Below are 19593 nucleotides of genomic sequence, written 5' to 3'. Positions count from 1 at the left end.
GAGAACACCTCCATCGTCTCGGCTGGGTGCCAGTGCGCTTCAGGTACCTCCGTTGTAACACGTCATCGAAACGACGACAAGCACCTCCGTCACCCTATGGATGACATCCACTCTCCGGGGGTAGAGTGCCCACGTGACCGACACACAGCCGCCGAACCCCACCGCGCCCGGACCACCCGGCTCGCCGGCGTCCTTCCTGGCCGCCGCGGCCGCCCTCGACGCGATCGACCGGGCCATGCACAGCGCCCAGGACCAGCGGGCGGACCGCCCCGACGACCCGCAGGCCGCCCTCGCCGCCCTCCTGCTGCTCCGGGAGGTGCGCGAGGGCCTCGCGGCCTGGGAGACCGGACTCATCGAGACGGCCCGGGCGGCCGGGGCGAGCTGGGCGGAGCTCGCAGGCCCCCTCGGCGTCGCGAGCCGGCAGGCGGCCGAGCGCCGGTACCTGCGGCTGCGGCCCGGAGCCGCGGGCAGCACGGGCGAGCAGCGCGTCCAGGCCACCCGCGACCACCGCGCGGCCCAGCGCAGCGTGAACACCTGGGCCCGCGACAACGCCGGGGACCTGCGCCAGCTCGCCGGCCAGGTCAGCGCCCTGACCGGCCTCGACAGCCGCGCCCGCGCATCGGTCGGCGAGGTCCGCGACGCCCTCGCCGGCGACGACGCGGCCGACCTGCTCGCACCGCTGGCCGCCGCCGAACCGCACCTGCGCCCCGGCCATCCCGAGCTCGCCGACCGGATCCACGCCCTCTCCCGGCACACCGACCGCGTCCGGCAGGCCGCCGACCAGCGGCGGCGCGACGCGGACCGGCGCGACTGAACGGGCGGTGAAGAGGGGCGGCGAAAGGACGGCGAGAGGGCCGGCCGCGCCACCGCCTCCGTATGACCGGCGCCGGCCGGGGCAGAAGCCCGGAACCGGCGCGTCAGGGAGGTGGTGCCGATGACCGGAGCAGCAGCAGGAGCAGCAGGAACACCAGCAGCAGCCCGAGCGGGCGTGCCGATGCGCGGCGCCGTCGTGGTCGTCACCGGAGCCTCCAGCGGGATCGGCCGGGCCACCGCGCTGGCCTGCGCCGGACGCGGTGCGCGCGTCGTCCTGGCCGCCCGCAGCGCGGCCGAACTGGACCGGGTCGCCGCCCAGTGCCGGCAGCGCGGCGGAGCAGCGCTCGCGGTGCCCACCGACGTGACCGACGAGGCGGCCGTGACGGCCCTGGCCGAGGCCGCCACCCGCCGCTTCGGACGGGTCGACGTCTGGGTCAACGCGGCGGGCGTGGGGATCCTCGGGCGGTTCGACCAGACACCGCCGCGGGAACTGCGCCGGCTGCTGGAGGTCAACGTCATCGGCGCCGTGCACGCGGCCCGCGCCGCCGTACCGGTCATGCGCCGGCAGGGCGGGGGCGTCCTCATCGACATCGCCTCCCTGCTCGGCGCGTGCCTGGAGGCCCCGTACATGGGCGCCTACTCCATGTCCAAGGCCGCACTGGTCACCTTCGACGAGGTGCTGCGCCAGGAGCTCGCCCTCCTCGGGGACCGGCGGATCGCCGTCTGCACCGTCCTTCCCGCGGGCGTGGACACGCCCTTCTTCCGGCACGCGGCGAACCACACCGGCCGTGGGCTGCGCTCGCTGCCGTCCATGGCCACGCCCGAACGGATCGCGCGGATCGTGGTGCGCACCGCCCGCAGGCCGCGCCGCCGGGTGCTGGTGGGACCGTACGCCCGCACGCTCGCCGCCGCCCACGCGCTGGCTCCCGGCCCCGTCCGCCGGGCCGTCGCCCTGCGCACCGACCGTTCCTACCTGCGCGGCGCCCCTCCCGCCCCACCGCCCCCGGCCGCCCTCGAAACGCCCTGCGGCCCGGACGCCGCCGTCCACGGAGGGCGCCACGCCGGCCTGCGCACCGCGGCCCGCCGGACGGCGGCGGCCGCCGCCGTGCTGCTCGCCGCGCGCACCGCCCTGCGCCGGGCCCCCGGCGCGCCACCGGGGCGTGCGTCCCGGATCCGCGGGTAGGCGCCGGGGCGACGAGCGGACCCGAGGGCCGGCCCCGGCCGGGCCGAGAGGCGTGCGGGAGGCATCCATGGCAGTACAGCACCGACTGGTACGGTGCCGGCCCGACCGGGTGTGGGAGGTCCTCGCGGACGGCAGCCGGTACGCGTCATGGGTCGTCGGCACGCACGACGCCCGGGAGGAGGACGGCCGGTGGCCGCAGGAGGGAGCCGGACTGCGCTACCGCATCAAGCTCGGCCCCTTCGCCTACGACGGCCGCACCGTCGTACGGATCCACCGGCCTCCGCAGCGGCTCGAACTCGAGGCCATGGCAGGCGGGCACGCAAGTGCGCGGATCGCCATCGAAGTGCTGCCCTGGGGCGCGGAGACGCTGGTCGTCCTCGACGAGCACCCGCTGCGCGGCCGGGGTTGCAGCGTCCACCACGCGGCCGTCGACGCCGTCGCCCAGCTGCGCCACCGCAGCATGCTGGCCCGCCTGGCCCGCGTGTGCGAGGACGGCGACGGTGGCGGATCCTGACGCGGTGGTGATCGGCGCCGGCCCGAACGGGCTGGTGGCGGCCAACCTCCTGGCCGACGCCGGGTGGCAGGTCCTCGTCCTGGAGGCGCAGCCCGAGCCGGGCGGCGCGGTCCGCAGCGACCGGGGGCTCGACCCGGCCTTCGTGCACGACGTGTTCAGCGCCTTCTACCCGCTGGCGGCGGCGTCCCCGGTGATCCGGCAGCTGCACCTGGAGCGCCACGGACTGCGCTGGAGCCGGGCGCCCGCCGCCGTCGCCCATCCCCTGACCGACGGGCGCTGCGCCGTCCTCGCCTCGGACGTGGGGCGCACGGCGGCCTCGCTGGAGTCCTTCGCACCCGGCGACGGGGCCGCGTGGGAAGGGCTCTACGCGCTGTGGCAGCGGATCGGCGACGATCTGCTGGACTGCCTGTTCACCCCCTTCCCGCCGGCCCGTGCCGGACTGCGGCTCGCGGCCCGCCTCGGCTACGCCGACGGGCTGCGCGTGGCGCGCACCATGCTCCTGCCGGCCCGGCGGCTCGGCGAGGAGCGCTTTGGCGGGGAGGGCGCACGGCTGCTGCTCGCGGGCAACGCCCTCCACGCCGACCTCGGCCCCGAATCGGCCCTCGGCGGCGGCTTCGGCTGGCTGATGTGCATGCTCGGCCAGGCGTACGGCTTCCCTGTGCCCCGGGGCGGCGCGCAGGCCCTGACCGACGCGCTCGTACGGCGGCTCGCGGCGCGCGGGGGCGTCGTCCGGTGCGGGCAGGCGGTGACCGCAGTCGTGGTGAGCGGCGGGAGGGCCGCCGCCGTCCGCACCGCGGACGGCACCCGGGTGCCGGCGCGGCGGGCCGTGCTGGCCGATGTCCCGGCCCCCCTGCTGTACGGGCGGCTCCTGCCGCAGGAGGAGCTGCCCGGGCGGCTGCGGGCGGACCTCGACCGCTTCCAGTGGGACTTCGCCACCGTCAAGGTCGACTGGGCCCTGTCCCGGCCCATCCCCTGGCGGTCGCAGGGCCCGTACACGGCCGGGACGGTGCATCTGGCCGACAGCGTGGACGAACTCACCCTGTTCTCCGCCCAGATCGCCATGCGGCAGGTCCCGCGGACGCCCTTCGCCGTGCTGGGGCAGATGACCACGGCGGACGCGAGCCGCTCGCCCTCGGGGACCGAGTCCGCCTGGGCCTACACCCACGTCCCGCAGGAGATCGCCGGCGACGCCGGCGAGGACGGCATCACCGGCCGGTGGGACGAGCGGGAGAAGGAGGCCATCGCCGACCGCATGGAAGCCCAGGTCGAGCGCTACGCGCCCGGGTTCCGCGCGACGATCGGCGCCCGGCGCGTCCTCGCCCCGCCCGACCTGGAACGCCTCGATCCCGCGCTCGTCGGCGGCGCGGTCAACCGGGCACCACCAACCTGCACCAGCAGCTGCTCTTCCGCCCGGTGCCCGGCACCGGGCGCCCCACCACCCCCGTGCGCGGCCTCTACCTCGCCTCGGCGACCGCCCACCCCGGGGGCGGCGTCCACGGCGCCCCCGGCGCCAATGCCGCCCGCACCGCCCTGCGGGCGGCCCGCGTCCTCCCGCGGCTGCGCCGTCACCGGTACACATCCGGACGGAAGGGGCATCCAGCGGCCGGGACGGGGTAGCCGCCGGTCATGGACCAAGCGGACCGGGACCCGAGCGGCGAGATGCCGACGGTCGGCTCACTCGACGAACTCGTGGGCCTGCTCGCCTCCGGCCCGGGCCTGTACGTGCGCTGGTCGCTCGGCCCGCACGCCGACCTGCCCGGCCCCTCCAGCCGTGACGACCTCACCGGCGCGCAGCTGCCGGGGTTGTCGGCGAGCCCGCTGGACGCCGAGCCCTGGTGGGGCGACCGGCCGCTGCGGATCTGGGCCGCCCGCCGTCTGCACGACTACTCGCACCTGCCGCGCCGGAAGGACCGGCGGGTGCGCCCGTGGCTGCTGCGCGGCAGGGAGGCCGGCCGCGGGCCCGACAACGAGCCGCTGGTGCACCGGGTGGAACCCGTCGGCTGGATCGATCCGCGGGTCGTCGCCGAGGCCGACGCCGAGATCACCCGGCAGAGCAGACCGTGGGGACCGCTCGACCGGCACGGCTGAGGAAGGGGTCCGCGGCGGGCGGGCAACGTTTCCCGCGGCTGCGGCAGGCAAGAAGCAGGGAGCACCGGCAGTGCCGCTCCCCCGCGGGCGGCGTTCCGGCCGACGCCGACGACCGCCAGTGGGAGGAAACATGGACCATTCACGTGCCCCGGTGCTCGAAGCGCTGCAGGAGTTCAGGCGCCGCAACGACGTGGTGTACGGGCCGCCCGGCCACAAACAGGGCCGCGGGGCGGACCCCAGGGTGGTGGACGTCGTCGGACGGGACGTGTTCCGCTCGGACGTGCTCATGCTCAACGGCCTCGACGACCGCAGGGAGTCCCAAGGGGTGCTGGAACAGGCCCAGGAGCTGATGGCCGATGCCGTCGGCGCCGAGCACGCCTTCTTCTCCACCTGCGGCAGCTCCCTGTCCGTCAAGACGGCCATGCTCGCCGTCGCCGGGCCCGGCGAGAAGCTGCTGCTCTCCCGCAACGCGCACAAGTCCGTGATCGCGGCCGTCGTCGTCAACGGGGTCGTACCGGTCTGGGTCCACCCGAAGTTCGACGCGGAGCGCCATCTGGCGCACCCGCCCGAGCCCGACGACGTACGGCGCCGCCTAAAGGAGCACCCCGACGCCAAGGGCATGCTGCTCATCACCCCCACCGATTGGGGCACGTGCGCCGACATCGGGGGCGTCGCCCGGGTGTGCCACGAGTTCGACGTGCCGCTCATCGTGGACGAGGCCTGGGGCGCCCACCTGCCCTTCCACCCGGACCTGCCGCCCTGGGGCATGGACCACGAGGCGGACCTGGTCGTGACCAGCGTCCACAAGATGGGCGGCGCGATCGAGCAGAGCTCCGTCTTCCACCTCCAGTACGAGCGCGTCTCGCCCGAGGTCCTCAAACAGCGCGAGGACCTGCTGGGCACCACCAGCGCCTCCCCGCTCGTCTACGCCACGCTGGACGGCTGGCGCCGCCAGATGGCCGAGCACGGCCGGGAGCTGCTGGAGGTGGCGATCCACCGTGCGCAGCGCATCCGCAAGGCCGCCGCGGAGCTGCCCGGGCTGCGGGTGATGGACCGCGAGGTCGTCCGGGAGGGGCTCGCCGCGGACCTCGATCCCCTGAAGATCGTGATCGACGTGCGGGAGCTGGGCGTGAGCGGGATGCAGGCCTGCGAATGGCTGCGGACGAACCGGCACGTCGACGTCGGGGGCTCGGACACCTGCCGGATCAGCGCCTCCATCACGCACGCCGACGACGACCGGACCGAGGAGACCCTGCTGGCCGCGCTGCAGGCGCTCGTCGACGGTGCGGACTCCATCGAGGCCCGCTCACCGGTGCACCTGCCCGAGCCGGCGGCGCTGGAGCTGGAACAGGCGATGCGGCCGCGCGACGCGTTCTTCGCCGAGGCGGAGCACGTCCCGGCGGAGCGGGCCGCCGGCCGGATCTCGGCCGAGTCGGTCAGCCCGTACCCGCCGGGAGTGCCGGTGATCGCGCCCGGGGAGGTCATCACGGACGAGGTACTGGACTACCTGCGCAGCGGCGTCGAGCACGGCGTGCTCGTCCCGGACGCGGCCGACCCGTCGGTGCGGACCCTGCGCGTCGTGGCGCGGGCCGCCTGAGCACCCCTGAGCACCGTGGACCCGCGGTCATCGGTCGGCGGTGCTCAGCCGGTGGCCGCCAGTTCCCGCAGGAAGCCGGCCAGGGCGCGGACCCCGAGCCGGAGCGCTTCGACCTCGACGCTTTCGTCGGGGCCGTGCCAGCGGTCGGCGGGCAGGCCGGTCCCGAAGAAGAGCACCGGGGCGTCGCAGGCACGGGCCAGTTGGGCCGCGGGGGCGGCCCCGCCGTTGCCGATGGGCCGGGCCGGGGCTCCGTACGCGTCGCCGACCGCCCGGGTGAGGGCCGCCAGCGCCGGATGGTCCGCGGGCGTGCGGTACGGGTCGGAGATGGTCGGGGAGACGTCGAGGGCGTAGCGGTATCCGGGACGGCGCCGGTCCTCCAGCCAGGCGCGCAGCTGCTCGGCGACCCGGTCGGCGCGCTGGTCGGGTACGAGCCTGAGCAGCAGGTCCGCGCCGGCCTCCGGCGGGATGAGGCCGAGGGAGGGCATGTCGGTGCGGCCTGCCGTGAGGCGGGCGACCTCGGCGGAGGGGCGGGTCCACAGGCGTTCGGGAACGGTGAACCCGGCCTCGCCGCCGGCTGCGAAGGTCCCGGTCTGCGCCAGCCAGGCTCCCGTGTCGAAGGGGAGGCCCGCCAGTGACTCCCGCAGGGCCGGGCCGGGGTCGGCCACCGCGTCGTAGAACCCCGGGAGGGTGATCCGGCCGCTGTGGTCATGGAGACCGCCGAGCAGCCTGCACAGTTCGGTGGCCGCGTTGGAGGCGGCGCCGGAGACGGCCCCGCTGTGGATGCCCCGGTCGGCGCCCCGGACCGTGAGGGAGGCGGTGACGGAGCCGCGGACCGCGGTGCAGACGGCCGGCCGGTCCAGGGACCAGAGCATGGTGTCGGAGATCATGGCGACGTCGGCGGCGAGCTCGCCGGAGTGCTCCGCCAGCAGGTCGGCCAGGTGCACCGAGCCGATCTCCTCCTCGCCTTCGATCAGGTACTTCACCGTGACGGAGGGAGCGGCCCGGGCGGCGCCGCCACCGGCTGCCAGGTGGGCGCGCAGGGCCCACAGGTGGCACAGGACCTGCCCCTTGGCGTCGGAGGCCCCCCGCCCGTACAGCCGGCCGCCCCGCAGCAGGGGGCGGAACGGCGGGGTCAGACGCCACTCGCCGGGATCGGCGGCATGGACGTCGTGGTGGCTGTAGACGAGCAGGACGGGCGCCGCGGGATCGGCGGCGGGCCAGCAGCCGTAGACCGCGGGCAGGCCCTGCGTCTCCCACACCTCGCTACGGGGCACGCCCAGGCGGCGCATGGCGTCCGCGAGCCACTGCGCGGACCGCCCCACCTCCGCGGCGCGCTCCGGGTCCGAGGACACCGTGGGCATACCCACCCACTCCGCCAGGGCCCCCACCGCCGCCGCTCCGGAGGGATCGGGCGGTACGGCGGAGTCCGGGGCGGTCATGTCCGGCGGCCGCCCGCCCCCCGCTTGCGGCAGGCGGGCGAGGCCTTCCACCAGGCGGCCAGCCAGGCCGCCTCCTTCGCGGCGTCCATCAAATACGTGGCGGGGATGCGCCGGCGCGGTACGTAGACCAGGTCGATGGCCAGGAACGTCAGCGCCGTGCCGACACCGGTGCGGCGGGCGTGGCGCAGGCCCTCGGGGCCGGGGTCGGCGAGCAGCATGCCCAGACCCGCCGATGCCAGCAGGGCGCCGCTCGTCTTCTGCAGCCAGCCGTCGGCCTTGCGGCCGTAGACCTGCTCGAAGGTGCGCAGGGAGAGCAGCGGCCACAGGCCGCCCACCAGGTTGAACAGGCCCTGCGCCCGCGCCACGTCCAGGGGACGGGGACCGGGGCGGTTACGGCGACGGAGACCGGGACGGTACATGACCGCCTCCTCTGCATCGGGTGCCTCTTGCTGTGCGCGTGCCCCGGCGGAGGCCTTCCACACCGGGCCGGGCCCCGGGGCCCCCAGGGGGGCGAGCCGTCGCGTCCGCCCGCGCACTCAGACCGCGCCGGTGCCGGAGTGCTGCGCCGCCGGGCCGAGCAGGGCGCGGCGCTCCTCCTCGGTCAGGCCGCCCCACACCCCGTACGGCTCGCGGGTGCGCAGTGCGTGATCCAGGCAGGCCCGGCGCACCGGGCACCGCGCGCAGATCCGCTTGGCCGCCGCGTCGCGGTCCTCGCGCTCCTCGCCGCGCTCACCGTACGGATGGAAGAAGGGGCCGGAGCCCCACGACCGGCAGGCTGCCCGCTGCTGCCACTGCCAGTGGTGCAGCGCCGCGCCGGGAAGCCGCCTGACGTCACTCATCGCGGACCGTCCTTTCCTCGGGATGTCCCGGGCCATCCCCGGGATCGACTGCGTGGACCGCGTTGCGTCTGACCGCTGCCCCGCAGCTGAAACGTCCCGCCGCTTGACGGCCCGTCAGGCGGGATGGCCGGCTTCGATGGTGCGCACGTCGCGGAAGCGCAGCGGCGGAACCGGCGGGTCCGGGACCTGCGGGGGCGGGGACTGGTCCACCGGCGCCAGCAGGAAGGCCTCGTGGTCGCCGCCCGCGACGACCGCCTCGATCCGGCCGGTGAACCAGTCGGCCACGTCCGACAGCACGGGGCTGCCCTCTCGCCCGGCGCGCCAGCCGACCCGGGCGAACTTGTCCACGGTGTCGCCGGTCCGGCCTCCGAAGAGCCGCGCCAGTTCCTGCTGGTCCCGGCGCAGCAGGTGCACGGTCAGGTACCGGGCGCGGCGCGCCACCGCGTGGGTGCGGTTCGCGGTGGACAGCCACACGGCGAAGCGGGGCGGATCGATCGAGCACTGCGAGGCGAAGCCGACCAGGCAGCCGGCCCGCCTTCCGTCCGCGGCGGCCGTGACCACGTACATCGGGCCGTCCAGGGCGGTGGTGAAGGCACCGAGGTCGACTTCCTGCTCCTGCATGCCCGAATCCCTCCCGTGTCAGACGCCGTGTTGCGGTGACTGCGCCCGGGCGGCCGCCCTGCGCCGCAGCCTGAGCGGGAGGACGTACCAGCATGTGCTGGTCATGGCGTCCTCCCTGGACGCGCAACGTCTACCCGGCCGGGGTCCCCGTATGCGGGCGGAGAGGCGCGGTAGGCGCGGACGCCCTGCGGCAGGCGCGCGGAGTGAAGCCGCCGGTCGGCGGGCCGACCGGCGGCTGTTCGTGCGGTTGCCGGTGTCCGGCAGCGGGCGGCTACTCGACCTTGGCCCAGTCGAGGGTGCGCTCCACCGCCTTCTTCCAGCCCGCGTACCCCTCCGCGCGCTGGTCCTCGGACCAGCGGGGCTCCCAGCGCTTGGACTCCTGCCAGTGCGTGCGCAGCTCGTCGGTGTCCCGCCAGAAGCCCGTGGCCAGGCCGGCGGCGTAGGCGGCGCCGAGCGCGGTCGTCTCGGCGACGACCGGACGGCTGACCGGTACGCCGAGGACGTCGGCCTGGATCTGCATGCACAGGTCGTTGGCCGTCACGCCGCCGTCCACCTTCAGGACGTCGAGGTGGACACCCGAGTCCTGCTCCATGGCCTCCACCACGTCGCGGCTCTGGTAGCAGATGGCTTCCAGGGTGGCCCGCGCCAGGTGGCCGTTGTCGTGGTAGCGGGCGAGGCCGACGATCGCGCCGCGGGCGTCGGAGCGCCAGTACGGGGCGAACAGGCCGGAGAAGGCGGGCACGAAGTAGATCCCGCCGCTGTCCTCGACGGTTCCGGCCAGGCGTTCGGTCTCGGCGGCGTCGCTGATGATCTTCAGCTGGTCGCGCAGCCATTGGACCGCGGAGCCGGTGACGGCGATGGAGCCCTCGAGGGCGTAGACCGCCGGCTGGCCCGCGAACTGGTACGCCACGGTGGTGAGCAGTCCGTGCTGGGACCGGACCAGTTCGGTGCCGGTGTTCAGCACCAGGAAGTTGCCGGTGCCGTAGGTGTTCTTGGCCTCGCCCGGGGCGTAGCAGACCTGGCCGACCGTGGCGGCCTGCTGGTCGCCGAGCACCCCGGTGATGGGGATGGCGGCCCGCAGGGGCCGGGAGGTGCGGGCCTGTCCGTACGCCTCGGGGTGGGAGGAGGGGTTGATGGTCGGCAGCATCGCCCGCGGCACGCCGAAGAAGCCCAGGAGCTCGTCGTCCCAGTCGAGGGTCTCCAGGTCCATCAGCATGGTGCGGCTGGCGTTGGTGACGTCGGTGGCGTGGATGCCGCCGTCGGGACCGCCGGTGAGGTTCCACAACACCCAGCAGTCGGTGTTGCCGAAGAGGGCGTGGCCCTGCTCGGCGGCTTCGCGGACTCCCTCGACGTTCTCCAGGATCCACTGGATCTTGCCGCCGGAGAAGTAGGTCGCCGGCGGCAGCCCCGCCTTGCGCCGGATCACGTCACCCCGGCCCGAGCGTTCCAGCGCTGCCGCGATGGAGTCGGTACGGGTGTCCTGCCAGACGATGGCGTTGTAGTACGGGCGGCCGGTGCGCGGGTCCCAGACGACGGTCGTCTCCCGCTGGTTGGTGATGCCGATGGCCGCCAGGTCGGTCGCGGAAAGGTTTCCGTGCCGCAGGGCGTTCTGGATCACGGAGTTGGTGCGTTCCCAGATCTCGACCGGGTCGTGTTCGACCCATCCCGAGCGGGGCAGGATCTGGGAGTGCTCCAGCTGGTGCCTGGCCACCTCGGTGCCCGCATGGTCGAAGATCATGAAACGGGTACTGGTGGTCCCCTGGTCCACTGCGCCGACGAAGTCAGCCATGGGTTGCCGCCTCTCTTCGGTCAGCTCTCGTCCGGTGCCGGCACCCGTCCGGGCGGCTCCGGCTCGGCGGTCGGCAGGAACCGGCCGATGAAGAACTTGTACAGACCCGCTCCCAGCAGACCGCCGATGAACGGACCGACGATCGGCACCCAGAAGTAGAAGTTCCCGTACTGGTCGCGCCACGCCCCGCCGTACCCGGTGAGGAAGCTGGCCAGCCTGGGGCCGAAGTCGCGTGCCGGGTTGATGGCGTAGCCCGCGTCGGTGCCCCAGGCCATGCCGATCGCGACTACGATGAGGCCGACGATGAACGGGCCGAGGTTGGCGCCGGGCGGCGTGTTGAGCAGGTCCGTGACCGCGAAGATCAGCAGGAGCAGGATCGCCGTGCCGATGACCTGGTCGCGCAGCGCGCCCCATTCGGTGACCGGCAGGTTCGGATTGCCGTTGGCCGGCAGCGTGGAGAAGACGCCCTGCGTCTTGATGGTGTGGGTGGGGTCCGCCTTCGCCAGCGCCTCGGTGTAGTTCCACCGCACGATGAGGGCGGCCACGAACGCCCCGGCCACCTGGGCCAGCGCGTACGGGGCCACACGGCTCCACGGGAACCCCTTGAAGGCCGCCAGCGCGACGGTCACCGCGGGATTGAGGTGAGCACCGCTCAGCCTGGCGGCGACGTACACGCCGAGGGTGACGCCCAGGCCCCAGGCCCAGGCGATGCTGTCGTGGTTGCCGAGCCCGCCCGGCGGATCGGTGAGGGCGCCGCCGGCGACCACTTGGGCCACCACGCCGCAGCCGAAGAGGATGAGGATCATGGTTCCGGCGAATTCCGCCGATAGCTCGCCGATCAGCCCCGATCTTTTGAGCCGCTCAGCCATGGGTACCCGCTTCCCGCCGGCCAGGGACCGGCCGTCGACTGCCCCGAGTCGTCTAGCGACATCGTAAGTCCGGCAAGAGCATCGGGCGCGGGCACGGGGCGGCGCCCCACCGGGACGCCGCCTCCCATTGGTTGCACCTGCGATCTCGGGAATGCCCGCAACCACGCCGGTCTTGGGCGCGGGTGTTGCGGAACGAAACGCGCTGCGGGTGGCTGCTGCCGGTCGGCGCTAGGCCACGGGACCGAGGTCTCCTTCCAGGGCCGTTTGGATGATGGGGGGCCTGTCCCAGAGGGCGAGGATCTCGTTGGCGAGCGCGACGACGGGGAGGGGGTCCTGGTCGCCGTGCACCTCGATGGCGGCGGCCGACAGCGTACGGGGGACGGCTCCGGCGTCGAGGAGCACGCGCCACTCCTGCGGGCCGAGCTCCAGGAACTCCAGTCCCTCGAGGCCGGCGATTTCGAGGGGGTCGGCGAGGGTGCCGGGGTAGGCGGTGAGGGTGCGCAGGCGGGGCAGGCCGGTGACGGGGGCGAGGCTGAGCGGAGCGCCGTCCCACACCCCGATGGCCAGGACCTCCAACCCGGGGTGGGCGGCGGCCTCGATGCTCGGCAGGCTCGCGATGTTGACCCGGGCCACGGGCCCCGGCCGCTCCTCGCGGCGGGCAGTACGGTCGTGGTTCAGGCGGTTCAGCACCAGGTCGGTGAGGGAGTCGGCCACGAGCTCCGCACCGACGCTCTCCTCGTGGCTCAGCATGATGACCTGCCCGATGTGGCCGCCCGGGCCGGGCGTCAGGTCCACCGCCAGTCGGTCCCCGCCGCCGTTGTCCCCGAAGGCGATCCAGCCGGGCGATCCGACCAGGCCCTGCACCGCGGCCCCGGCAGGGGTGACGACCGCCTTCGTCGCCGCGAACTCCCAGCGGCAGCCGCGGGAGGCCGCGTCGGCGACGTACAGGTCGTCCAGGCCGAAGAGCTCGCAGCCCACCGCCATGCATTGGCGCATGTCGGCCTCGTCGTCGTCGCCCCAGTCCTCCCGTCGGGCCCTGGTCACCCGGTAGAGCGCCTTGAGCTCGGCGGGCAGCGTGATGCCGAGGCGCGCCTCGGCGGCGGCGAACTCCTCCTCCGTCGCGCCGGTCGCGCCGGGCAGCCGCTCGCGCAGTGTCCGCTCCAGCAGCTCCGGGTCCGCCGTGGGGGCCGGCGCCGCGGTCGGTACGGGATCGGGGAGGCGGCGCCAGGGTTCGGGAAGGGCGCCGTCCACCAGGAGGAGCGCTCCCGGGTGCGGGGTGCCGAGGCCGGGCAGCACGGCGGGGCTGGGCGCGAGCAGGCGGAGCGTGGTCTTCCCGGCGGGTGAGACCTGCGCCGTGAACGAGATGCCCTCGACGCCGGCGTCCGCGAGGGCGCTCTGCACCCGGTTCACCGCGTCGAGCTCGTCCTGCATGTCCTCGGTCTGCAGGGCGCGGCCCGGGGGCGCCTGGCGGCGCCGGAGGGGCAGGCTCCAGCCGTGTCGGCCGATGCGTCCCGCGACGCGGGCCGGCCGGGCGGCCCGCCGGTCGGCGTTGCCGTCCAGCAGCAGCCGCAGCACGGGCTCCCAGGTGGCGAACCGGAGTATCGGGGGCGGGGTCGTCATCTGATCAACCATGCGCAGACCGTACGACGGGCCACCGACAGCCGGGCCCGCGGGGCGTGGGCCGCTATCGTGGCGGTGTGACCGGTACCGGGCAGCCTCCGCTGCTGTTTCTCGATGTCGACGGACCTCTCATCCCCTTCGGCGGGGCCCCCGAGGAGTATCCGGTCCATACGACGGGCATCGCGGAGCTCGACGCCGAGGTGAATCCCCTCCTGACCCGGATCGATCCGGAGCACGGCCCGCGACTGGCGGCACTGCGGTGCGAGATGGTCTGGGCCACCACGTGGATGGCCGACGCGAACGCATGCGTCGCACCGCGCATCGGTCTGCCGCACCTGCCCGTGGTGGCCTGGCCGGACCCCTCCGACCTCGATGACGAAGACGAACGGGACGGGCTGCACTGGAAGACCCGCACCCTGGTGGCGCGGGCGGCGGGACGGCCCTTCGTCTGGGTCGACGACGAGGTCACCGGTGCCGACCGCGCCTGGGTCGCCGCCCGTCATCCGTCGCATGCGCTGCTCCACCGGGTCGATGCCCGCCGGGGGCTGACCGACGAGGACTATGCCGCCATCGGCTCCTGGCTGGCGTGCTTGCGGTGAACCGGTCCCGGGCCCTGCAGCGCCGTCAGCGGTCGATGCCGACCGCGCTCCAGGCCTTGGCCACCACGTCCGTCGGCCGGTCCAGGTCGCGGGCGGCGCCGAGCGTCGCGTAGCGGAAGGCGGAGAGGTTGGTGGTCCTGGAGGCGTACCCCATCAGCGCCTTGTACCAGATGCGCCCGGCCCGCTCCCAGGCGTGGCCGCCCAGTTCGGTCGCCACCAGGTAGAACGCGTGGTTGGCGATGCCGGCGTTGGCGTGGACGCCGCCGTCCCCGCCGGAGGTCTCCTCGTACGCGCCCATGTGCGCCGCCTGCCCGAAGCGGGCGGGGTCCGCGAGGGAGCCCGTGGCCTCGGCCGCGGAGGGCCGGAGCCCCTGGCGGAGCAGCCAGTCCGCTTCCTCCGCCGTCTGCTTCAGGTCGTACTGCTTCGCCAGGAGGCCGAAGACCTGTCCCAGCGAGACGGCGAGCGCGCCGGGCTGGCCGTACGACTCCAGCTCGGCGGTGTGCTGGATGATGCCGGCCGTGAACTGCGCGGCGACCGCCTCCAGGGCCGGGGCCCCGTCACCGAGGAGGATGCGCGAGCCCTGCCAGCGGGCGGCGCCCGGCTCCGGATCGCCGGCCCGCAGGAGCGCGTCGACCGGGCCTCCCCTGCCGTCGATCGCGTTGCGGCCGTACACGGTGCGGAAGAACTCCCAGGCGGCGCCGAGGGTGTCGAAGACACCGTCCACCAGCGGGTCGCAGCTCGGAGCCCCGCCCTCCTCGCGCAGCAGGACCGGGCTGTCGGGGTCGGTCCGGCCGTCGAAGATCCTGCGAACCGGACGTACGGATGCACTCTCAGTCGTGATCGCCATGCCCGCAGGATCCAACGCGGTCCCGCCGGGGCCGCAGCACCGGGCACGGGATCAGTCAAGTCGCCCCGGTACAGGGCGCGTTCCGCTCCGTGGGACGGCCTTCCCGGGCAAGTGGGGCCTTCCTCCCGAATCGGCCGCCCGCCGGTCCGTACGCGCTGGACAGACCCGTCGTGCAGTTGGTGGAGTGACCGCCATGTCGCAGCCCCACCCCGACGCGGAGCGCCGCGTCACCACCCTCGAACTCTTCTTCGACCTGGTCTTCGTCTTCACGGTCACGCAGCTCACCGTGATGCTCGCGCACGACCTGACCTTCGCCACCGCCGGCCACGTGGCGCTGATCTTCACCGTCCTGTTCTGGATGTACGGCGCGTACGCCTATCTCACCAACCAAGTGCCCCCGGACCGCCCCTCGCGAAGGCTGCTGCTCCTGCTCGGCATGGCCGGTTTCCTGCTGTGCGCCCTGGCGGTCCCGCACGCCTTCACCGACACCGGCGCCGGCGTCGCCTTCGGGATCGGCTACCTGCTGGTGGTCCTCGTCCACAGCGCCCTGTACACCCGCAGCCACGGCCGCGACGTCGTCTGGTACGCCATACCCAACTCCCTTGCGGCGCTTGCCGTCACCGCCGCCGGTCCGGCCGAGTCGCTCGAGGCCGACGGGCTGTGGGCGCTCGCACTGGTGCTGCAGTTCGTGACGCCGCGCCTCGCCCAGTACGGCCCGGGCCGGCGCGACGGCCGGACCGCCGCCGAACTGCGCCGCCAGCTCGGCGGGCTCGACCCCGCACACTTCGTCGAGCGCCACGGCCTGCTGCTCATCATCGCGTTCGGGGAGTCCGTCATCGCCATCGGCATCGGGGTCGGCGACCTGCCGCTGTCGGCCGGGGTGGTGGGCGGGACGTTCCTGGCGCTGGCCCTGGCGGCCGCCCTGTGGTGGTCCTACTTCGTACGGGACGAGCACCGGGCCGAGCGCGCCTTCCGCGACACCGCCCCGCCGGAGCGCTTCGCGGTCGCGATGAACGCCTTCTACTACGCTTTCCTGCCGATCCTCCTGGGCATCGCCTGCCTGGCGGCCGGGGTGAAGAAGGTGCTCGGGCACCTCGGCGAGCCCCTGGCCACCGCCCCGGCCCTGGCCCTCGCGGGCGGGGTCGCGCTGTTCCTCGCCGGCGAGGTGGCCTTCCTGGCTGCCCTGCGGCTGGCTCCGCTCGGCTACCGGGCAGCCGGGGTACCGCTCGCCCTGGCCACCGTGGAGGTCGGCCACGCGGTGTCCGGGCTGGCCCAACTGCTGGCCTTGGTCGCCGTCCTGGTGGCGATGCTGCTGGCCGAGGACCGCTGGTCCACCGACCGCGCAGCACGGCCCGTCGCTCTCGTACGGAACCTGCCGGACGGGGAACCGGCGCCCTGAACCGAGAGGCGCACGGGCCCCGGCGGGCAGTTCAGTCCTCGGGGACGATGGTGCCGTCCTCGTCGAGCGGGGGGGGTGCGCGTGGGGCCTGGCTGTTGGCGTCGAACGGGCGCGGCCCCTCCGGCCCGCCCGGGCCCCAGCGCAGCAGGCGCCGGGTGCGGGCGCTCCGGTAGACGATCTCCTGGAACTCCAGCCGGTTGACGCGGCCCGCCCGGAGCCTGCCGGCGGTCTCGGCGTACTCGGCGTACTCGGCCGGCTCCGCAGCCGGCTCCGCGGCCTCCGGGTCCGGCGATGCCGCGTCGGCCGCGGCCCGGCTGTGCGCGTCGGCGGGCACGTCCGTGTCGACGGCGATCAGCCCGCGCATCCGGGGCCATGCCCACGTGAGGGCGAAGTCCAGGGAGACGCGGGCGCCGTGGGCGGTCGCGTGCGGGCCGCTGATCGCCTTCCAGCCCCTCGAGGACTGCTCCACGACGGGTGAACGCCGGCGGCAGGAGGAGCACGTCAGGGTGCGTCTGCAGCGCCCGCCGGGAGTCGGCGAGCACGTCTTCGGGGAACCCCCGGCCGGTGTAGCACAGGCCGCGTAGGGCGAGTTGTTCCACGGCACGGTTCGGGGTGACCGGCGCCTGCGGGTCCGGCACCAGGCCGTCGTCGACCTCGGGGCCCTTGGCTCCGCGGCTCCAGTCGGGGACGGGGGGCTCCGGGTCGGTCGGGCGGGCTCCTCGATGCCGCCCGGGCCCGTGCCCGCGTACTCCTCGGCGCGCACGATGCGGTACCGGGTCCCGGCGACGGTGAGGTCGTCGACCCGCTCGCTCTCCAGACGGGCGACCGCCGCGAGGAGTTCCCTGCGCTACCCCCTGTCCTGCGCCCCGTCCTTCGCGCGGAACCACAGCCGGGAGTTCAGGCTGTCGCGGTCCTGCTGCGGACAGCCCGCCGTCACCGGGCTCACCACCCGCCACCGGGGGGCCTCGCCCACGCCTTGCGCCACCACCCCGAACAGCGGGCCGCGTACGACCACGTCGCCCGCACGCGCCGCGGCGTCGACCGCGTCGGCCTCGACTGCGGCTTCGACCGGCTCCACCGGTACCCGCACCACCACCGGCCGCGATCCGCCCTGCTCCGTGTCCCCTCGGTCCATGCGGCCATCCTGCCGAGCGGGCGGCGGCGCCGTCACCGGATCGCCGGTTCCCCACCCTTGAGGGGGGTGCCGGTCAGGAGGGCGACCCGGGCGAGGAGTTCGGGGCGGCTGACGGCCTCGGCGCGGGTGGAGGGCACCGTACAGGCGTAGGCCCCGGCGACGGCCCCGTACAGCGCGCACCTCAGGGGGTCCTCGCCGCCGAGCCAGCCGAGCAGGAAGCCGGAGGCGAAGGCATCACCCGCACCGTTGGAGTCGACCACGGGCGCGGGGGGTTCGACGGCGGGGACGTGGGTGAGCTCGCCGTCGGCCAGCAGGTGGGCGCCTTCCGCGCCGTCGGTGGCGACGACGATGCGGGCCCGGCCCCGCGCCGCGATGTCGCGCAGGGTGCGCTCGGGGTCGGCCAGGCGGGCGGCGGAGACGAAGACGAGGTCCGCCGCGAGGGCGAAGGGCTCGTGGTAGGGGTTGACGCCGTCCCAGTCGTGCAGGTCGGTGGAGACGGTGAGGCCGGCCTCCCGCAGCCAGGGCAGCGCGAGCGCACACGGATGGCTGATCACCACGTGGGCGTGCCGGCTGGTGGCGGCGAGCGCACGCACGGTCGCCTCGGGCAGGCGGTCGTCGGCGTGGCTGCGGGTGTCGTCGTAGAGGGAGAGCCGCCGCCCGTCGGGGCCGACCAGGTTGACCGCGCGCCTGGTGCCGCTGGGGAGCGGGACCTCGGTCAGGGGGATGCCCCGGTCGCGGTGGAGTGCGCGGACGAGGTCCCCTTCGTGGTCGTCGCCGAGCAGGTCGAGGTGGTGGGTGCGCAGTCCGAGGGCGCTCACCCCGAGGGAGACGAAGTCACCGCTCTGGCCCGCACGGGTGACGATGCCGGGCCGGATCAGGTAGCTGTCGGCGAACGGGAGCGGCAGCTCCGGGACGTGGACGATGGTGTCGACGCCGGCGCCGCCCAGCACGAGGACGTCGATGTCGGTGGTCACGTCGGTGTCGGCGGTCACGTCGGTGTCGTGGGACTCGGCGGTGGCAGGGGGCTGGGCGGCCACGACGGCGGCGGGTGTCTCGGCGGTGTCGGTGCTCATGGGGTGGTCGACGCTCCTCTCGGCTCCGCACGGCGAGTCAAGCAGTAGGCAGGGCGGGGGGCAAGGAGCGGCGGCCTCCCCGGACGGGTGGTGATTGACTGCTCCCATGGATGCCGTGCGCGGTGGTGCGCCCCCTCTTGACCCCGAACTGGCGGCGGCCCTGGCTGCCTTGGGCGGCCCGGCGCGGGAGCCGCTCACCCTTGAGAACCTGGCGGCCCGGCAGGAGCGCGACGCCGCGACCCGGCCGAGGCCGACGGTACGGGAGCTCGCGGCCGACGGCCGCTTCGAGGTGGAGGAGCTGCGCGTGCCGGGACCGCCGGGCGGGCCGGAGGTCACGCTCGTCAGCGCGCGGCCCGCCGGGCGCGCCCGGCCGCTGCCGTTGCTGTACTACATGCACGGCGGCGGGATGGTCACGGGCAATGCGTGGTCGGTGCTGCCGCAGCTGCTGCGCGCCTGGGCCCTCCCGCTGGAGCTGGCCGTCGTCTCGGTCGAGTACCGGTTGGCGCCGCACGCGCAGTACCCCGACCCGTTGGAGGACTGCTGGGCCGGGCTCGTGTGGACCGCCGGGCACGCGGCCGAACTGGGCATCGACCCCGACCGGATCGTCATCGGGGGGAAGAGCGCCGGCGGCGGGCTCGCCGCGGCGCTCGCCCTGCTGACCCGTGACCGCGGCGGGCCTGCGCCGATCGGGCAACTGCTCCTGTGCCCGATGCTCGACGACCGCAGCGACACGTTCTCCAGCCACCAGATGGCCGGCGTCGACACCTGGGACCGGACCTCCAACGCGACGGCGTGGCGGGCGCTGCTGGGCGACCGGTACGGCGCCGCGGACCTGCCGCCCTATGCGGCTCCCGCCCGGGCGGAGGATCTGTCCGGGCTGCCCCCGGCCTACATCGAGGTCGGGTCGGCGGAGACCTTCCGGGACGAGGACGTGGCCTACGCCAACGCCATCTGGCAGGCCGGCGGCGAGGCCGAACTGCACGTGTGGCCGGGGGCCTTCCACGGCTTCGACACCATCGCCCCCCGGGCGTCCCTCAGCCGGGACGCCCGCGAGGCCCGCACCCGCTGGCTCCGTCGTCTGCTCGCCCGGCCCGGGGGCGCCGTCGGCCGGCCGGCGACGGTGCAGGTGACCGCGGGGGCGGGACCTGACTGAGGGCCCCGCCGCCGC

19 protein-coding genes and 2 pseudogenes are annotated in these 19593 nt (G+C 74.8%); 9 read left to right on the top strand and 12 right to left on the bottom strand.

The genetic code is table 11. From position 1 onward, the window contains the following. Positions 1-133 precede the first annotated feature (133 nt). The 6 genes and pseudogenes from ABZ924_RS13480 to ABZ924_RS13455 all read left to right on the top strand — a co-directional run bounded on the left by ABZ924_RS13480 (position 134) and on the right by ABZ924_RS13455 (position 6195). A complete protein-coding gene (locus ABZ924_RS13480; RefSeq protein WP_361907764.1) occupies positions 134-814 on the top strand; it encodes a hypothetical protein in 681 nt (226 codons plus the stop codon). A gap of 120 nt (positions 815-934) precedes the next feature. Further along, positions 935-1996: an SDR family NAD(P)-dependent oxidoreductase gene (locus ABZ924_RS13475; protein WP_361907762.1), complete on the top strand. Its 1062-nt coding sequence runs from the start codon at positions 935-937 to the stop codon at positions 1994-1996. Positions 1997-2063: 67 nt separating this feature from the next. After that, positions 2064-2510: an SRPBCC family protein gene (locus ABZ924_RS13470; RefSeq protein ID WP_361907760.1), complete on the top strand. Its 447-nt coding sequence runs from the start codon at positions 2064-2066 to the stop codon at positions 2508-2510. Next, positions 2497-4127, top strand: a pseudogene (locus tag ABZ924_RS13465) (NAD(P)/FAD-dependent oxidoreductase). Before ABZ924_RS13470 ends, ABZ924_RS13465 begins: the two are co-directional and overlap by 14 nt. 9 nt (positions 4128-4136) lie before the next feature. After that, entirely contained in the window at positions 4137-4598 is a 462-nt protein-coding gene (locus ABZ924_RS13460) for a DUF6098 family protein (RefSeq protein ID WP_361907758.1), read from the top strand. Between the two features lie 130 nt (positions 4599-4728). After that, entirely contained in the window at positions 4729-6195 is a 1467-nt protein-coding gene (locus tag ABZ924_RS13455) for an ornithine decarboxylase (protein WP_361907756.1), read from the top strand. A gap of 44 nt (positions 6196-6239) precedes the next feature. Here ABZ924_RS13455 and ABZ924_RS13450 read toward each other — a convergent pair whose 3' ends face one another. From ABZ924_RS13450 to ABZ924_RS13420, 7 genes are all read right to left on the bottom strand, one after another. Continuing rightward, complete coding sequence (locus tag ABZ924_RS13450; RefSeq protein ID WP_361907754.1) at positions 6240-7634, bottom strand: M20/M25/M40 family metallo-hydrolase; 1395 nt, start codon at positions 7632-7634, stop codon at positions 6240-6242. Continuing rightward, positions 7631-8053, bottom strand: coding sequence for a hypothetical protein (locus ABZ924_RS13445; protein ID WP_361907752.1), 423 nt, complete (start codon positions 8051-8053; stop codon positions 7631-7633). The genes ABZ924_RS13450 and ABZ924_RS13445 overlap by 4 nt, the downstream gene beginning before the upstream one ends. Before the next feature lie 117 nt (positions 8054-8170). After that, on the bottom strand, positions 8171-8473 hold the full coding sequence (locus ABZ924_RS13440) for a WhiB family transcriptional regulator (protein ID WP_361907750.1): 303 nt from the start codon (positions 8471-8473) through the stop codon (positions 8171-8173). Positions 8474-8587: 114 nt separating this feature from the next. Further along, the gene (locus ABZ924_RS13435; protein ID WP_361907748.1) at positions 8588-9094 is read right to left on the bottom strand and encodes a flavin reductase family protein; all 507 of its coding nucleotides are present in this window, start codon (positions 9092-9094) and stop codon (positions 8588-8590) included. Between the two features lie 271 nt (positions 9095-9365). Next, entirely contained in the window at positions 9366-10883 is a 1518-nt protein-coding gene (gene glpK, locus ABZ924_RS13430) for a glycerol kinase GlpK (RefSeq protein WP_361907746.1), read from the bottom strand. A 20-nt stretch (positions 10884-10903) separates the two neighbouring features. Further along, positions 10904-11752, bottom strand: coding sequence for an MIP/aquaporin family protein (locus ABZ924_RS13425; RefSeq protein WP_361907744.1), 849 nt, complete (start codon positions 11750-11752; stop codon positions 10904-10906). 228 nt (positions 11753-11980) lie between these two features. Continuing rightward, positions 11981-13384: an SMI1/KNR4 family protein gene (locus tag ABZ924_RS13420; RefSeq protein WP_361907742.1), complete on the bottom strand. Its 1404-nt coding sequence runs from the start codon at positions 13382-13384 to the stop codon at positions 11981-11983. 65 nt (positions 13385-13449) lie between these two features. Here ABZ924_RS13420 and ABZ924_RS13415 point away from each other — a divergent pair, with 65 nt between their 5' ends. Continuing rightward, a complete protein-coding gene (locus tag ABZ924_RS13415) occupies positions 13450-13971 on the top strand; it encodes an HAD domain-containing protein (protein ID WP_361907740.1) in 522 nt (173 codons plus the stop codon). Positions 13972-13996: 25 nt separating this feature from the next. On the opposite strand, the gene ABZ924_RS13410 is transcribed toward ABZ924_RS13415, so the two are convergent. After that, positions 13997-14818, bottom strand: coding sequence for a M4 family metallopeptidase (locus ABZ924_RS13410; RefSeq protein WP_361907739.1), 822 nt, complete (start codon positions 14816-14818; stop codon positions 13997-13999). Positions 14819-15011: 193 nt separating this feature from the next. On the opposite strand from ABZ924_RS13410, the gene ABZ924_RS13405 reads away from it, so the two are divergent. Further along, positions 15012-16217: a low temperature requirement protein A gene (locus ABZ924_RS13405; RefSeq protein ID WP_361907737.1), complete on the top strand. Its 1206-nt coding sequence runs from the start codon at positions 15012-15014 to the stop codon at positions 16215-16217. Between the two features lie 31 nt (positions 16218-16248). Here the strand turns inward: ABZ924_RS13405 and ABZ924_RS13400 are convergent, their stop codons facing one another. From ABZ924_RS13400 to ABZ924_RS13385, 4 genes and pseudogenes are all read right to left on the bottom strand, one after another. After that, a complete protein-coding gene (locus tag ABZ924_RS13400; protein WP_361907735.1) occupies positions 16249-16686 on the bottom strand; it encodes a DUF5954 family protein in 438 nt (145 codons plus the stop codon). 64 nt (positions 16687-16750) lie between these two features. Continuing rightward, positions 16751-17104, bottom strand: a pseudogene (locus tag ABZ924_RS13395) (DUF5954 family protein); the annotation flags it as partial. Continuing rightward, positions 17065-17352, bottom strand: coding sequence for a DUF5954 family protein (locus ABZ924_RS13390; RefSeq protein ID WP_361907733.1), 288 nt, complete (start codon positions 17350-17352; stop codon positions 17065-17067). The pseudogene ABZ924_RS13395 and the gene ABZ924_RS13390, both read right to left, overlap by 40 nt. A gap of 32 nt (positions 17353-17384) precedes the next feature. After that, the gene (locus ABZ924_RS13385; RefSeq protein WP_361907859.1) at positions 17385-18326 is read right to left on the bottom strand and encodes an adenosine kinase; all 942 of its coding nucleotides are present in this window, start codon (positions 18324-18326) and stop codon (positions 17385-17387) included. Between the two features lie 205 nt (positions 18327-18531). Here ABZ924_RS13385 and ABZ924_RS13380 point away from each other — a divergent pair, with 205 nt between their 5' ends. After that, positions 18532-19578, top strand: coding sequence for an alpha/beta hydrolase (locus ABZ924_RS13380; protein ID WP_361907731.1), 1047 nt, complete (start codon positions 18532-18534; stop codon positions 19576-19578). Positions 19579-19593: the final 15 nt, after the last annotated feature.

Origin of the sequence: Streptomyces sp. NPDC046876, assembly GCF_040645035.1 — a bacterium.
In the GTDB taxonomy this organism is placed as follows: Bacteria; Actinomycetota; Actinomycetes; order Streptomycetales; family Streptomycetaceae; genus Streptomyces.
This window is presented reverse-complemented; position numbering and strand designations above follow the sequence as displayed.